Genomic DNA, 14,143 nt, shown 5'->3' on the forward strand with positions numbered 1-14,143 from the left:
TCGTCGGGGAAAGGGGATACCAACGATGAAATTGACCTTTAAGCCGCTGGCCGGGCTGATGCTCGCCGCGACGCTCGCGGGGGCGCCGCTCGGCGCTACCGCCTTCGCCCAGGAGGCCGCTCCGGCCGCCGCCGCCGCGCCCGCCGAGGCCGCGCCGGCGCCCGCCGCAGCCGCTCCCGCCGCTGCTCCGGCCCCGGCCGCCGCTCCGACCATCGTCGACAAGCAGGACAAGGGCGACAACGCCTGGATGCTGACCTCGGCGCTGCTCGTGCTCCTGATGATCCTGCCGGGCCTGGCCCTGTTCTACGGCGGCCTGGTCCGCTCCAAGAACATGCTGTCGGTCATGATGCAGGTCTCGACCGTCGCCCTGATCGGCTTCGTCGCCTGGTTCCTGTGGGGCTACAGCTTCGCCTTCACCGACGGCGGCGCCTGGGACAGCTATGTCGGGGGCCTTGGTCGTCTGTTCCTGAAGGACGTGACGCCCGCCACCACCGTGGCCACCTTCTCGACCGGCATCGTGATCCCGGAACTGACCTTCATCGCCTTCCAGTCGACCTTCGCCGCCATCACCGCGGCCCTGGTGGTCGGCTCGCTGGTCGAGCGCATGAAGTTCTCGGCCATCGTCGCCTTCGCCGTGCTGTGGCCGCTGCTCTCGTACTACCCGATGGCCCACATGGTCTGGTGGTGGCCGGGCCCGAACGCCATCGCCCTCGATCCTGAAGGCGTGGTCAAGGCCGGCAAGATCTGGAGCTTCGGCGCCCTCGACTTCGCCGGCGGCACCGTGGTCCACATCAACGCCGGTATCGCCGCCCTGGTCGGCGCCCTGATCCTCGGCAAGCGCCAAGGCTACGGCAAGGAGCCGATGCCCCCGCACTCGCTGACCCTGACCCTGGTGGGCGCTGGCCTGCTGTGGGTGGGCTGGTTCGGCTTCAACGCCGGCTCGAACCTCGAGTCGAACGCCTACGCCTCGCTGGCCATGGTCAACACCTTCGCCGCCACCGCCGCCGCTGGTCTGTCGTGGATCATCGTCGAGTGGATCACGCGCAAGAAGCCGTCGGCCCTGGGCCTGGCTTCGGGCATCGTGGCCGGCCTGGTGGCCATCACCCCGGCCGCCGGCTTCGCCGGCCCGATGGGCGCGATCATCCTGGGCCTCGTCGTCTCGCCGATCTGCATCATCTTCTGCTCGGCCGTGAAGAACGCCCTGAAGTACGACGACAGCCTGGACGCCTTCGGCATCCACGGCATCGGCGGCATCGTCGGCGCCATCGGCACCGGCCTGGTCGTCAACCCCGCCTGGGGCGGCGCCGGCGTCGTCGACTACATGTCCTGCGCCAAGGACGGCGACATCTCGACCTGCGACACGGCCGCCTACGACCTGGTCACCCAGGTGGTCGCCCAACTGAAGGGCGTCGGCCTGACCGTCGTGTGGTCGGCCATCGCCTCGGCCATCGTCTTCTTCGTCATCAAGCTGGTGATCGGCCTGCGCGCCTCGCCGGACGCCGAAGAAGAAGGCCTGGACATCTCCGAACACGGGGAACGCGCCTACCACAGCTGAGCCTTCGGGCTCCGCTGAAGGCGGTCCAAAAGAAGGGCGCGGAAGCTTCGGCCTCCGCGCCCTTTTTCTTTGCCGGGTCCGTGAGTGATCCTCGTCCTTCGACAGGCTCAGGATGAGGATCAATTCAACGCCGCGCCTGACCTGGAAACCTCTTCCTGAGCTTGTCGAAGGATGAGGTTTTCACTCCCCGCTACGGAACCCGCCTGGCCGAGATGATCTTCAGCGGCGGGTCGATGATCTGGCCCTTCATCACCGGATTGATCGCCTTGCCCGGCGTGGGCAGGGCCAGGATCTTCTGGGCCACGTCCATGCCCTCCACGACCGTGCCGAAGGCTGCGAAGCCCTGGTTGTCGCCCGAGGCGGCGGGATCGGCGTCCAGGCCCGGCGCGTCGCCGATCAGGATGAAGAAGTCCGAGGTGGCCGTGCCCGGCGCGTTGCGGGCGATCGAGACCGTGCCGGAGACGTGCTTGAGCCCGGTCTTGGTGGTCGGCTCGTGGGCGATGGGCGGCAGCACGCGCTTGGGGTCGCCCTGCACCCCGCCCTGGATCAGGCCGTACTCCGGCGCGCCCGGCGCCCGCGAGGCCCGGAAGAAGGTCGCCCCGTCATAGCGCTTCTGGTCGACATAGCGCAGGAAGTTGGCCGTGGTGATCGGCGCTTGCTTGGTGTGCAGCTCGATGACGATCCTGCCCAGCGGCGTCTCGACGGCGACGCGGGTCGGCGGCTTGGCGGCGGGCTGCGGCGGCGCGACGGGCTGAGCCGCGGGGGCCGCTTCCTGGGCGTGCGCCGAAGTGGCGGCGGCCGCAGCCGCGGCGGCGAGGAACAGGCGACGGTCCATATGAGGGCTCCTAAAACTCGAATGATCTTGGCCCGAAAACCTGGCGCTGCGACAAGCCTGGTTTTCCAGTCGGCCGCTTACCTGCGTCCTTCGAGGCTCGGCTTCGCCTCGCACCTCAGGATGAGGACGCTCTTGCACTGACTTCCTCATCCTGAGGCGCCCGCGCAGCGGGCCTCGAAGGACGCAGGGTCGTTAAAACGGACCGCCCAACCGGCACCGCTTCACCCACCAGTCGGGCCGCATCGTCTCGACGCGCTCGGCCAGGCCCTCGGCCTCGATGTCGCTCGCACAGAGCGCGAAGCACGTCGCGCCCGAGCCCGACATCCGCGCCAGCAGCGTCTCGGGCTCGCCGGCCAGCAGGGCCAGAACCTCGCCGATGCGCGGTTCCAGAGCCACGGCCGGCGCCTCCAGGTCATTGCGGGTGACCGCCGACAGCCACGCGCAGACCTCCTCGACGCTCTCGAAGGCGTCGGGCGTGGGCGGCGGCGCCTCGCCGCGCGGATCGACGGCGGCGTCGTAGGCGCGATAGACCGCGCCGGTCGGCGACGGGACCAGCGGATTGACCAGCACCGCGTGCAGGTCGGGCAGCACGGGCGCCGGCGACAGCCGCTCTCCCCTGCCCTGCGCCAGCACCGGCGCGCCCCACAGGCACGGCACGCCGTCGGCGCCCAGCGCGCCCGCCACGGCCTCCAGTTCGACGTCCGACAGGTCGTAGCCCAGCGCCTCGCGCAGCAGGCGCAGGGCCGCGCCGGCGTCGCTGGAGCCGCCGCCCAGGCCGGCCGCGATCGGCAGCGCCTTGTCGAGCAGCAGCCGCACCGGCGGCGCCGGCCCGCCGACGGCCGCGTGCAGGCCCTTGGCCGCGCGCACGACCAGGTTGCCATCGTCGACGGGAATGTCGCGACCGAAGCGGCCGGTGGCCTCGAAGCTCGGCGCGTCGGCCGGCTGGATCGAGACGGTGTCGCCGACATCGGCGAACACCATCAGGCTCGACAGCGGATGATAGCCCTCGGCGTCCGGACCGCCGACGTGCAGGAACAGGTTGACCTTGGCCGGGGCGAAGGCGGAACGGCGCATCGACGAAATCCGAGAAGCTTGGGCTTGCGCCGTAAGACCTACAGCGCGTTGGCGCCGTTGGCCACGGCCGGAGCCTTGGCCGGCCCCTTCGAGCCCAGGCCGTCCTTCAGCTTGGCCTCGGCCGCCGCCTTCTGCTCGTCGGTGGGTTCCAGGCTCAGCACCCGCCGCCACTGGAACTGGGCCTCGGTCTTGCGGCCCAGGCGCCAGTAGACGTCGCCCAGGTGGTCGTTGATGTCCGGATCGCCCGGCTCGATCTCGATCGCCTGCTCCAGCAGCTCGACCGCGGCCTTGTCGTCGCCAAGGCGGTGATAGGCCCAGCCCAGCGAGTCGAGCATGGCGCCCGACTGCGGATTGGCCTTCACGGCCCTCTGCACCATCGAAAGCGCTTCGGGCAGGCGCTCGTTGCGGTCGATCCACGAATAGCCGAGGTAGTTCAGCAGTTCGGGCTCGTTGGGATTGAGCTCCAGGGCCTTTTCCAGGTCGCGCTCGGCGTCTGGCCAGCGGCCGGCGCGCTCCAGCGACACGCCGCGCATGTAGAGCAGGCGCCAGTCGGGCTGGTCCTTCTCGGCTTCGACCAGCGGGTCGATCACGGCCACGGCCTCGGCCCAGCGGTCGTTGGCCCGCAGCAGGTCGGCATAGACCAGCTGGGCCGAGCGGCCGGCGTCGGGCGCCTTGGCGGCGGCTTCGGCCACAGCGATGGCCTTGTCCTTGTCTCCCGCGTTCTGCAGCGTCCAGGCGATCTTGCCCTGGGCCGAGGCGTAGCGGGCCGAGCCGGTCGGGATCTTGGCGTAGGCCGCTCGGGCGCCGTCGACGTCGCCGCCCTGGTCGAGCAGGTCGCCGACCATCAGCAGGGCGTCCTCGCGCTTGGGATCCAGGTGCAGGGCCAGGCGCAGATAGGCCAGGGCGAACTGGCTCTGGCGCTCGCTGGTGAACACCGCGGCGCAGGCGACAAGGGCGTTGGCCGCGCCCTGGCGGCCGGTGACCAGCGCCGGCGGCGTCTTGCGGGCCACGGCGCGAGCGCGCGCGTCCAGCAGCGCGATGTCGTTGGGGGCCTGGGCCAGGATGGAATCGTAGAGCGCCACGGCCTCGTCGCGGCGCTTGCGGCGTTCGAGGAACGCGCCGTAGTCGATGGCGAACATCGGCCGGACGGTCGCCACCTCCATCAGCGCCTTGTAGTCGGCCTCGGCCTCGGCGTGCTTGCCGGCCCGCTCCAGGATCTCGGCGCGGCCGAGCTGGCCGAAATACTGCACCAGACGATCGTTGCGCAGTTCGGGCAGGGTCTGCGCGGCCGTCGCATCGCCGGCGGCCTGGGCCACCCACGGCGTCAGCAGGGCCACGGCCGGGCGGTGGGGGAAGCCCAGGGCCGGATCGGCCAGCAGGCCTTGCGCGTCCTTGGCCTTGCCGCGCGCCAGGGCGTCGACGGCCATGGTCAGCATGCCCAGACGCCGCACGCCTTCGGTTCCGCCCTCGCCTCGCGGCGCAAGCTCGGCCGCGCGCGACACCTCGCCGGCCAGCAGAGAGGCGGTGAAGGCCCGCTCGCCCAGCAGGCCCGGGTCCTCGCCCAGATTGCGGGCGGCCTGGAAATAGGCGGCGGCCTGGTCGCTGCGGCCGTCCTCCAGCGCCGCCTGGCCGGCCAGGAACTGGCCATAGGCCGAGCGGCCGTTCCAGGCCGCGCTGCTCCACCCCTCCTGCGACCCGCGCAGCGCAGGCTCGGACGTGGCGCAGGCGGCCAGCACGGCGGTGGACGCCAGGGACAGGAGGACTCGAAGACGCATCATCCCGCCACCCTCTTAGGTTTCAGGGTTTCGGGCAAGTTCAGATCCTCCCCCTGAAGGGGGAGGTGTCGGCGAAGCCGACGAAGGGGGACGTAACTGCTCAAGACGCAGCCGTCAGAAAGGCCGAAGGGACTTCCCCCTCCGGCCCTTCGGGCCACCTACCCCTTCAGGGGGAGGATAGGCTCATCACATGTTCGGATAGTTCGGGCCGCCGCCGCCTTCGGGCGTCGTCCAGACGATGTTCTGCGACGGATCCTTGATGTCGCAGGTTTTGCAGTGGACGCAGTTCTGGGCGTTGATCTGGAACTTCGGGTTGGCGCCCTGCTCGTCGTACAGCACCTCGTAGACGCCGGCCGGGCAGTAGAGCCGCGCCGGTTCGCCGTACTTGGGCAGGTTGACGTCGATCGGAACGCTCGGGTCCTTCAGCTTCAGGTGCGCCGGCTGGTCTTCCTCGTGGTTAGTGGCCGACAGGAACACGCTCGACAGCTTGTCGAAGCTGATCACGCCGTCGGGCTTGGGGTAGACGATCGGCTTGTAGTCCTTGGCCAGGCCCGTCGAGGCCGCGTCGGTCTTTTCGTGCTTCATCGTGCCGAAGAACGAGAAGCCTCCGAACAGGTGCGTGCACCACATGTCGAACATGCCGGCCGCGCCGCCCAGCGCCGTGCCCAGCTTGCCCAGCAGGGGCTTGGCGTTGCGAACGACCTTGAGCTCCTTGGCGACCCACGACTTCTCGAAGGCGGCTTCGTACTCGACCAGGGCGTCGCCCTCGCGGCCGGCGGCGATGGCCTTGAAGGCCTCCTCGGCGGCCAGCATGCCGGTCTTCATGGCGTTGTGGCTGCCCTTGATGCGCGGCACGTTCACGAAGCCGGCCGAGCAGCCGATCAGCACGCCGCCCGGGAACGACAGCTTCGGAATCGACTGGTAGCCGCCCTCGGTGATGGCCCGCGCGCCGTAGGCGATGCGCTTGCCGCCTTCCAGGTGGGGGCGCACCGAGGGGTGCTGCTTGAAGCGCTGGAACTCGTCGAACGGCGACAGCCAGGGGTTCTTGTAGTTCAGGTGCACCACGTAGCCGATGGACACGTAGTTGTCCCCGAAGTGGTACATGAAGCTGCCGCCGCCCGTCTGATTGTCCAGCGGCCAGCCAGTGCTGTGCTGGGCAAGGCCCGGCTGATGCTTGTCGGCCGGAATCTGCCACAGCTCCTTGATGCCGATGCCGTACTTCTGCGGCGACTTGCCGGCGTCCAGCTCGAACTTGGCGATCAGTTGCTTGGCCAGCGAGCCGCGCACGCCCTCGGCGATGAACACGTACTTGCCGTGCAGCTCCATGCCGGGCTGGTAGTCGGGCTTTTCATGGCCGTCCTTGGCGATGCCGACGACGCCGACGACGACGCCCTTCAGCGAGCCGTCCTCGCGCCACACCATGTCGGAGGCGGCGAAGCCCGGATAGATCTCGACGCCCAGCTCCTCGGCCTGGGCGGCCAGCCAGCGGGTGACGTTGCCCAGCGAGGCGATGTAGCAGCCGTGGTTGTGCATGAACGGCGGCATGGCGAACATGGGCAAGCTGGCTTCGCCCTGCGGGCCCAGCAGCAGGAACTTGTCCTTGGTGACCGGGGTCTCGAGCGGCGCGCCCTTTTCCTTCCAGTCGGGGATCAGCTCGTTCAGCGCCTTGGGATCGATGACCGCGCCCGACAGGATGTGCGCGCCGACCTCCGAGCCCTTTTCCACCAGGGCCACGCTGACTTCGGTTCCGGCCTTCTCGGCCATCTGCTTGAGACGGATGGCCGCCGACAGACCCGCCGGGCCGCCCCCGACGATGACGACGTCGTATTCCATCGACTCGCGTTCGAGGACTTCGCTCATGGCTTCTCCCGCCCCAGGCCCTGCGCGGAGCCTGCCTTCTTCCTGTTTGAGTCGGACTTTATCCGAACGTGACGCCACGGCGGTCAAGGAAAACTGGATAGTTTTTGTTGCACCGCAGCGCGGACATATCGGTGACGCAGCCCATTATACTCGCTAGAGAAACTTCATGAGCCTCGCCGTCGATCCGCGCGCCGTCGAAAGCCTGCTGGCCTTCTGGGCCGATGCGGGCGTCGAGGCCTGCTACGCCGACGAGCCGATCGACCGCCTGGCCGAGGGCGCGGCCCTGCTGCGGGCCCGCAGCCAGCCGCAGCCGGTGGTGGTCGCCGCTCCCCCGCCCCGCCCCGGCGCCTTCGGCGGGATCGACATCGGCGCGGCCGCCGCCCACGCCCGGGAACTGGCCGCCGCCTGCAACGACCTCGAAAGCCTGGCCGCCGCCATCGCCGCCTTCGACGGCTGCCCGCTGAAGACGCAGGGCGCCAAGCAGGCCGTGTTCTCACGCGGCCCGGGCGATGCGCCGGTCATGGTCATCGGCGAAGGCCCCGGCGCGGATGAGGACGCCCGCGGCGAGCCCTTCGTCGGCCGCGCCGGCCAGCTTCTGGACCGCATGCTCAAGGCCGCCGGCCTGCAGGAGCGGGCCTTCATCACCAACACCGTCTTCTGGCGTCCGCCGGGCAACCGCACGCCCACGCCCCAGGAGCAGGCCGTCTGCGCGCCGTTCGTCGAGCGAGCGATCGCGCTGGTTAAACCCAAGCTGATCCTTCTGGTCGGCGGCGCCTCCGCAAAGAGCATGTTGAAGCGCGAAGAAGGCATTCTTTCGCTTCGCGGCCGCTGGTTCGAATGGCGCTCCGAGGACGGCGCGATCGAGGTTCCGGCCTTGCCCAGCCTGCATCCGGCGTTCCTGCTGCGCCAGCCGGCGGCCAAGAAGAAGGCCTGGCAGGACCTCTTGATGCTGGCCGAAAGGCTTGATCGACCCGAACGGCCCCATTAAACAAGCCGCTGACCAGTCGGAACGGGGACGCGCGCCGCCTTTTCAAAGGCTTGCGCGGATACGATTTGCAGCTTTTCGCTCGCCCTCTGGCCGTTGTCTCGGCCCTCGCGCTTTGCCTTAACCTCGCCGCGCCCGCGGCAAGGGCCGCGGGGCTGGAACCGCTGTCGGACAGCGACCTGCGCTTCTACCAGGCCGCCTTCGGCGCCGCCGAGCGCGGCGACTTCGACGCCGCCGAGGCCGCCTTCGCCAACACCCGCAACCGCAGCCTGATCGGCAAGCTGTCACTGGTGCGGCTGATGCACCCGACGGCCTACACCGCCAGCTATGACGACCTGACCGGCTGGCTGAAGCTCTACGGCGACGAGGCCGGCGCCGACCGCGTCTACGCCCTGGCCATGAAGCGCAAGCCGGCCCGCACGTCCGCGCCCAAGGCTCCCGAACTGTTCGTCGACGTCGCCCAGGGCGGCCGCGCCGCGGGCCCCGCCGACAAGGGCCGCGCCGCCCGCGAAGCCTACTATTCCGGCGACGTGAAGGGCGCGCTGAAGCTGGCCAAGGCCTCCGGCGAGCGCTGGATCGCGGGCCTGGCCTCGTTCCGCCTGGAATCCTACGCCGACGCCCGCGCCTACTTCGAGCAGGTCGCCCACGACCAGAGCCAGGACGACTGGCTACGCGCCGCCGGCGCCTTCTGGGCCGCCCGTTCGGCCGGCATGGCCGGCGACAACGACGGCGTGCGCGTGCTGCTGAACCAGGCCGCCCAGGCGCCGCAGACCTTCTACGGCATGATCGCCGCCCGCCAGCTGTCGATGGCCGGCCTGGCCGTCGCCAACGATCCGGACGATCCGATCGCCGCCCTGATCACCCGTGTGTCCTACAGCGGCCCCGATCCCGCCTCGCTGAACAAGCTGCTGGCCGGCGACATCCGCGCCCGCCGCGCCGCCTCGCTGGCGCAGCTGGGCCGCTGGAACGAGGCCGGCGCCGAGCTGCGGGCGGGCCTGTCCCTGGCCGCCGACGACAAGGCCCGCGCCGACTGGAGCGCCCTGACCCTGGCGCTCAACGCCCGCGCCCCGTTCAACGCCGGCCGTCCGGTCAAGAAGATCGGCGGCGAGGACTATCCCCTGCCCGAGCTCGAGCCCAAGGGCGGGTTCACGATCAACAAGGCGCTGGTCTACGCCCTGGTGCGCCAGGAAAGCCGCTTCGACCCGATGGCCGTCTCCGGCGCCGGCGCCGTGGGCCTGATGCAGCTGATGCCCGTCGCGGCCGCCCGCGCCGCCGGCGACGACAAGCTGCTGGCCGACAACACCCCGCTGTTCGACCCGGCCTTCAACCTGCGTGTCGGCCAGGACTACTTCACCTGGCTGATGGACCGCGGGCTGCAGAGCCCTGATCTGCTGCGCGCCGTGGCCGCCTACAACGGCGGCCCTGGCACCCTCTTGAAGGTGCAGCAGCAGCTGGGCGCCGACTGCGACAGCCTGCTGCTGATCGAGAGCCTGCCGGCGCTCGAGACCCGCAACTACGTCGAAAAGGTCATGGCCTCGTACTGGACCTACCGCCGCCTGCTGGGCGCGGAGACCCGCACGCTGGACGCCGTGGCCAGCGGCGCGAAGGTGATCGACTTCAGGCTGGATATGTAAAAGCTCCCTTCTCCCCTTGCGGGAGAAGGTGTCAGCGAAGCTGACGGATGAGGGGTCGAAAGGCCTCTCCGCATAGTTCTGAGAGACCCCTCACCCGACCTCGCTCCGCGAGGCCACCCTCTCCCGCAAGGGGGAGAGGGAATCTCACCCCGCCTCGCCCGTCAGCTCCCGCCGCGCCTTCTCCAGCTCTTCGGCGTAGCGCCGCGTGGCGTAGGCTTCCGACAGCACGCCCAGTACGTTGCGCTTGTCGTCGATCACCGCCAGTTCGTCGGTCTCGCTGCGATCGAAGGCGCGCATGACGTCCTTGATCGACTGTTCGGGCTTCAGCGCCGCCTCGGCGTTGATGGCCAGACCCGCGACCGGCTTCTCTCCATCGCCGCCCTCGGCATAGGCCTTCGCCGTCGGGATCACCCCGGCATAGAGCCCCGCCGCGTCGAGCATGATCACCCGCTTGGTCGAGCCCAGCGGGAAGCGGCGGCGAAACTCGGCCAGGGTCGTCTCGGCCGGCACGGTCTGCACGTCCTTGCGCATCATCCGGCCGGCGCTCAGCGGCCGCATCCACGACACGTCGTGGGCGCTGCGGATGGTCTCGCCGCGCAGGTGCAGCCGCCAGGTCGAGAACGAATAGCCGAAGGTCTCGCGCACCATGGCGCTGGCGATCATCGAGGCCACCAGGGCCGCGGCCGCCACCGTGAAGTCGCCCGTGGCCTCCAGAACCAGGAACGACATGGTGAAGGGCCCGCCGACCACGGCCACGCCCAGCGCGGCCATGCCGACCAGCGCCGCCACCGTCGGATCCAGGGTCGGCGACCAGGGGATCAGCAGCGAGATCGCCGAGAACACCTGGCCCAGCAGCGCGCCCAGGAACAGCGAGGCGAAGAACAGGCCGCCCCGGAAACCGAAGCTCAGCGAGATCACCGAGGCCAGGGCCTTCATGGCCAGCAGCATCAAAAGCAGCTTCAGCGGCAGCTCGGCGGTCAGGTTCAGGTGCAGCGCCCCATGGCCGGCCGACAGGGTCTGGGGCGTGATCAGCGCCAGCGCCGCCAGCCCCACGCCGCCGATCGCCGGCCGCAGCCAGCGCGGGATCGGCGAGCGGGTCACCAGCCGCTCGGCGTTGGCCACCAGGCGCATCAGGGCGATGCCCAGCGCCGCGCAGGCCAGGCCCACCAGGGCGTAGAGGCCGTAGTCGGTCCACGACTGCACCGCCTGGGTGTCGGTCTTCAGCAGGTACGGGATCGCGCCCAGCTTGCCGGCCACCAGCACGGCGGCCAGGGCGGCGGCGGCCACGGGGGCGAGGTTGGCGACCGTGTAGGCCCCGATGACGATCTCGAAGGCGTAGAAGGCGCCCGTCAACGGCGCGCCGAAGGCCGCGGCGATGGCCGCGCCGGCGCCGGCGCCCACCAGAGTGCGCATGTCGGCCCGGCGCAGGTTCAGCCGTTGGCCGGCGAACGAGGCGGCGGCCGCCCCGGCCTGGGCGTAGGCCGCCTCCAGCCCGACCGAGGCCCCCACCCCGTTCGACAGCATGGTCTGGCCGCAGATGAAGGCGCTGTCCTTCATCGACAGCCGCCCGCCGTGCAGGGCGTTGGCCTCGACGGGGTCGACGGCCGGGCGCGGGCGATACTTCATCCAGGCCCAGGTGATCCCGCCCAGCAGCAGCCCGCCGGCCGGAATGGCCAGCAGCCGCCAGGGCGCGACGCGGGTCTGGGCGCTGAGCCGCTCGTTGATGTCGATCTCGAACAGCAGCATCTGCAGGCCGTGCGCCACCTGGGCCTGCACGACCGCGAAGGTTCCGGCTGCCACGCCGATCAGGGTCGCCACCGCGATCAGCCAAAGCTCGCTGGAGCGGATCCGGCGCCGCAGCCAGCCGACCCACTTCACGGATGCGGCGGCGGAGGCGTGGGCGAGCGACATGGCTTTCGATAACGCGGGTTACAGGGACGCCGCAACGTCCCTTCTCCCCTTGCGGGAGAAGGTGTCGGCAATAGCCGACGGATGAGGGGTCGAAAGACCTCTCCGCAAGCTTCTGAGTGACCCCTCACCCGACCTCCTCCGGAGGCCACCCTCTCCCGCAAGGAGAGAGGGATTAGAGAGAAACCCGCCGCGCCTTCAGCCGCCCCGCCAGCGCCTTCTCCGGCGTGCTCCCGGCAAAAGCCGCGCCCGCCGCATAGTCCAGCCGGCGCACGAGCAGCCCCACCGGCGCCGCCGTCAGTCGCGCCAGAAGGCCGCCCGCCGGAACCAGCAGCGCCGCCGCACCGGCCCCGCCGGCCAGATGCGCCTCGACCGGGCCACGCCAGGCCTCCGGCAGGCCGCGCGCCGGATCCAGCGCCAGGATCCAGTCGCCCCGCGCCACCGACGCGCCCGCCGCCAGCAAGGCGCCCCGCTCGCCCGAAGCCGCCACGAACCGCGCGCCGCTGTCCTCGATCAGCGCCTCCAGGCCCGGCTCGGAAGCGCCCGCGATCACCACCTCCTTGACCAGGCCGTCGACGGCCGCCGGCACCAGCTGGGCCAGGAGCTGGGCGAGCGCATGCACGGGCGCGACGGCGGGAAGGATCACCGAGATCATGAGTTGGCCTTTGAAGCCTCGCCGGACCGATCGTCAAGCATCGTTCTTGTTATGTTCTGCATGCAAGCGTAGGATGCCCACATGCAGACCCGCCGCTCGTTCACCGACACCGCCTACAAGCAAGGGACCGCCGCCCTGCGCGGACGCGGCGCGCGCAGCAACGAGACCGGCCGCTACGAGAGCCTAACCTCCCAGCCCTTCGACGACGGCTGGACCGAAGACGACAACGCCGCCCGCGTGCTGACCACCAGCGTGCTGGCCATGAAGTCCAAGACCGTCATCGCCCGCAACAAGAGCCCCGACGTCGGCTTCGACCGCTCGATCAATCCCTATCGCGGCTGCGAGCACGGTTGCATCTACTGCTACGCCCGCCCGGCCCACGCCTATCTCGGCCTCTCGCCCGGGCTCGATTTCGAGAGCAAGCTGTTCTTCAAGCCCGAGGCCGGCAAGCTGCTCGACCGCGAGCTTTCCAAGCCGACCTACAAGGTCGGCAGCGTGCACATCGGCGGCGACACCGATCCCTACCAGCCGCAGGAGCGCTCCCTGCGCGTCACGCGTGGGGTGCTGGAGACGCTCAGCCGTTTTCGCCACCCGTTCTCGATCATCACCAAGTCGGCCCTGATCACCCGCGATCTCGACATCCTGGGCGAGATGGGCCGCGCGGGCCTGGCCAGAGCCGCGGTGTCGATCACCACGCTGGACCGCAAGCTGGCCCGCAGCATGGAGCCAAGGGCGGCCACGCCCGAACGCCGGCTGGACGCGGTGCGGCAGCTTGCCGAAGCGGGCGTTCCGACCATCGTCATGTTCGCCCCGGCCATCCCGTCGCTGAACGACCACGAAATGGAGGCGGTGCTGGAGCGGGCCAAGGAGGCCGGGGCGGTGGCGGCCGGCTACGTCGCCATCCGCCTGCCGATGGAGATCCACGGCCTGTTCGAGCAATGGCTGGCCTCGGACCATCCCGATCGCGCCAAGCGGGTGATGTCGCTGGTGCGCCAGATGCGCGGCGGCGCGGCCTATGACAGCGAGTTCGGCAAGCGCATGACCGGCGAGGGCCCGGTGGCCGAGGTGCTGAACCAGCGCTTCCACGCGGCGCTCCGGCGCTTCGAACTCGACAGCCCCCTGCCCCGCCTCGACACCTCCCAGTTCCGCGTCCCGCCCAAGGCGGGGGATCAGTTGAGTTTGTTCTAGCTTCTCACCGACCGTCATCCCGGAAAGCGCGCAGCGCTTATCCGGGACCCAGGAGCCGCCGTACTGCGCCGGCCGTCGCTTTGGCGGTTCGTGCAAGCGCTGCGCCCAGTCCCCTGGGTCCCGGCTCTCCGCTTCGCTTCGGCCGGGATGACGGGCTTGGAGAGGCGGAAGGATGTTCGAAGGCATCCACGCTTGCGCCTGTCACAGGAAGGTCCATCAATGCCGCCCATGACGAGCGAACAGCGTTATTCCGGTGGATGCCTTTGCGGCGCGGTGCGCTGGAGCGCGACGGGCCGCCCCCTGTATCAGGGCTATTGCTGCTGCGCCGACTGCCGCAGGGCGTCCGGCTCGGGCTTCGTTCCGTTCATGGGTTTTCCCGCCTCGGCGGTGGCGATCACCGGCGAGACGCTGAAGGTGCGCTCGCCGGCCTTCCGCGGCGGAGAGGCCCTGCGCAACGCCTGCCCCGTCTGCGGCGGTCTCGTCTTCGGCGGCGAGGTCGGGGTCGACGACAGCCACACGATCTATGCCGGCTCGCTGGACGACGCCTCGCTGTTCGCGCCGACCATGGCCCTGTTCCTGCGCGACAAGCCGGCCTGGGTGGTGCTGCCGGAAGGCCTGGAGGCCTTCGAGACCATGCCGGGCTAGAAATCACGCGCCGCCTGTCGGGACGGGCC

General features: G+C 70.1%; 11 protein-coding genes. 5 read left to right on the forward strand and 6 right to left on the reverse strand.

The features are described from left to right. Window positions 1-25 precede the first annotated feature (25 nt). Window positions 26-1,555 (forward strand): ammonium transporter, encoded by a 1,530-nt coding sequence (locus G5B46_RS03385; protein ID WP_165256042.1) that lies wholly within the window; start codon window positions 26-28, stop codon window positions 1,553-1,555. Between the two features lie 190 nt (window positions 1,556-1,745). Here G5B46_RS03385 and G5B46_RS03390 read toward each other — a convergent pair whose 3' ends face one another. The 4 genes from G5B46_RS03390 to G5B46_RS03405 form a co-directional block, all read right to left on the reverse strand. Continuing rightward, window positions 1,746-2,390, reverse strand: coding sequence for a peptidylprolyl isomerase (locus tag G5B46_RS03390; protein WP_165256044.1), 645 nt, complete (start codon window positions 2,388-2,390; stop codon window positions 1,746-1,748). Between the two features lie 192 nt (window positions 2,391-2,582). Continuing rightward, window positions 2,583-3,464 carry a 4-(cytidine 5'-diphospho)-2-C-methyl-D-erythritol kinase gene (locus G5B46_RS03395; RefSeq protein ID WP_165256046.1) on the reverse strand — a complete coding sequence of 294 codons (882 nt, stop codon included), beginning with the start codon at window positions 3,462-3,464 and terminating at the stop codon, window positions 2,583-2,585. 38 nt (window positions 3,465-3,502) lie between these two features. Continuing rightward, window positions 3,503-5,239, reverse strand: coding sequence for a tetratricopeptide repeat protein (locus G5B46_RS03400; protein WP_346764860.1), 1,737 nt, complete (start codon window positions 5,237-5,239; stop codon window positions 3,503-3,505). A 186-nt stretch (window positions 5,240-5,425) separates the two neighbouring features. Continuing rightward, window positions 5,426-7,099: an electron transfer flavoprotein-ubiquinone oxidoreductase gene (locus tag G5B46_RS03405; RefSeq protein ID WP_165256050.1), complete on the reverse strand. Its 1,674-nt coding sequence runs from the start codon at window positions 7,097-7,099 to the stop codon at window positions 5,426-5,428. Window positions 7,100-7,265: 166 nt separating this feature from the next. On the opposite strand from G5B46_RS03405, the gene G5B46_RS03410 reads away from it, so the two are divergent. Continuing rightward, entirely contained in the window at window positions 7,266-8,087 is an 822-nt protein-coding gene (locus G5B46_RS03410; protein WP_165256052.1) for a uracil-DNA glycosylase, read from the forward strand. 65 nt (window positions 8,088-8,152) lie between these two features. Further along, complete coding sequence (locus tag G5B46_RS03415; RefSeq protein ID WP_165256054.1) at window positions 8,153-9,718, forward strand: lytic transglycosylase domain-containing protein; 1,566 nt, start codon at window positions 8,153-8,155, stop codon at window positions 9,716-9,718. A gap of 144 nt (window positions 9,719-9,862) precedes the next feature. On the opposite strand, the gene G5B46_RS03420 is transcribed toward G5B46_RS03415, so the two are convergent. Then, window positions 9,863-11,629 carry a chloride channel protein gene (locus G5B46_RS03420; protein WP_165256056.1) on the reverse strand — a complete coding sequence of 589 codons (1,767 nt, stop codon included), beginning with the start codon at window positions 11,627-11,629 and terminating at the stop codon, window positions 9,863-9,865. Between the two features lie 172 nt (window positions 11,630-11,801). Continuing rightward, window positions 11,802-12,281, reverse strand: coding sequence for a cell wall biosynthesis glycosyltransferase (locus G5B46_RS03425; protein WP_165256058.1), 480 nt, complete (start codon window positions 12,279-12,281; stop codon window positions 11,802-11,804). Window positions 12,282-12,362: 81 nt separating this feature from the next. Between G5B46_RS03425 and G5B46_RS03430 the strand changes: the two genes are divergently transcribed. Next, entirely contained in the window at window positions 12,363-13,469 is a 1,107-nt protein-coding gene (locus G5B46_RS03430) for a PA0069 family radical SAM protein (RefSeq protein ID WP_165256060.1), read from the forward strand. Between the two features lie 228 nt (window positions 13,470-13,697). Continuing rightward, window positions 13,698-14,114: a GFA family protein gene (locus G5B46_RS03435; protein WP_165256062.1), complete on the forward strand. Its 417-nt coding sequence runs from the start codon at window positions 13,698-13,700 to the stop codon at window positions 14,112-14,114. Window positions 14,115-14,143 lie beyond the last annotated feature (29 nt).

It is taken from the genome of Caulobacter sp. 602-2, from assembly GCF_011043625.1.
In the GTDB taxonomy this organism is placed as follows: Bacteria; Pseudomonadota; Alphaproteobacteria; order Caulobacterales; family Caulobacteraceae; genus Caulobacter.

Bases quoted from the DNA above. Each gene is read 5' to 3' on its own strand.
- G5B46_RS03405 (WP_165256050.1), bottom strand. From the start codon at position 7,099: ATGAGCGAAGTCCTCGAACGCGAGTCGATGGAATACGACGTCGTCATC.
- G5B46_RS03425 (WP_165256058.1), bottom strand. From the start codon at position 12,281: ATGATCTCGGTGATCCTTCCCGCCGTCGCGCCCGTGCATGCGCTCGCC.
- G5B46_RS03400 (WP_346764860.1), bottom strand. From the start codon at position 5,239: ATGCGTCTTCGAGTCCTCCTGTCCCTGGCGTCCACCGCCGTGCTGGCC.
- G5B46_RS03395 (WP_165256046.1), bottom strand. From the start codon at position 3,464: ATGCGCCGTTCCGCCTTCGCCCCGGCCAAGGTCAACCTGTTCCTGCAC.
- G5B46_RS03390 (WP_165256044.1), bottom strand. From the start codon at position 2,390: ATGGACCGTCGCCTGTTCCTCGCCGCCGCGGCTGCGGCCGCCGCCACT.
- G5B46_RS03430 (WP_165256060.1), top strand. From the start codon at position 12,363: ATGCAGACCCGCCGCTCGTTCACCGACACCGCCTACAAGCAAGGGACC.
- G5B46_RS03385 (WP_165256042.1), top strand. From the start codon at position 26: ATGAAATTGACCTTTAAGCCGCTGGCCGGGCTGATGCTCGCCGCGACG.
- G5B46_RS03435 (WP_165256062.1), top strand. From the start codon at position 13,698: ATGACGAGCGAACAGCGTTATTCCGGTGGATGCCTTTGCGGCGCGGTG.
- G5B46_RS03420 (WP_165256056.1), bottom strand. From the start codon at position 11,629: ATGTCGCTCGCCCACGCCTCCGCCGCCGCATCCGTGAAGTGGGTCGGC.
- G5B46_RS03410 (WP_165256052.1), top strand. From the start codon at position 7,266: ATGAGCCTCGCCGTCGATCCGCGCGCCGTCGAAAGCCTGCTGGCCTTC.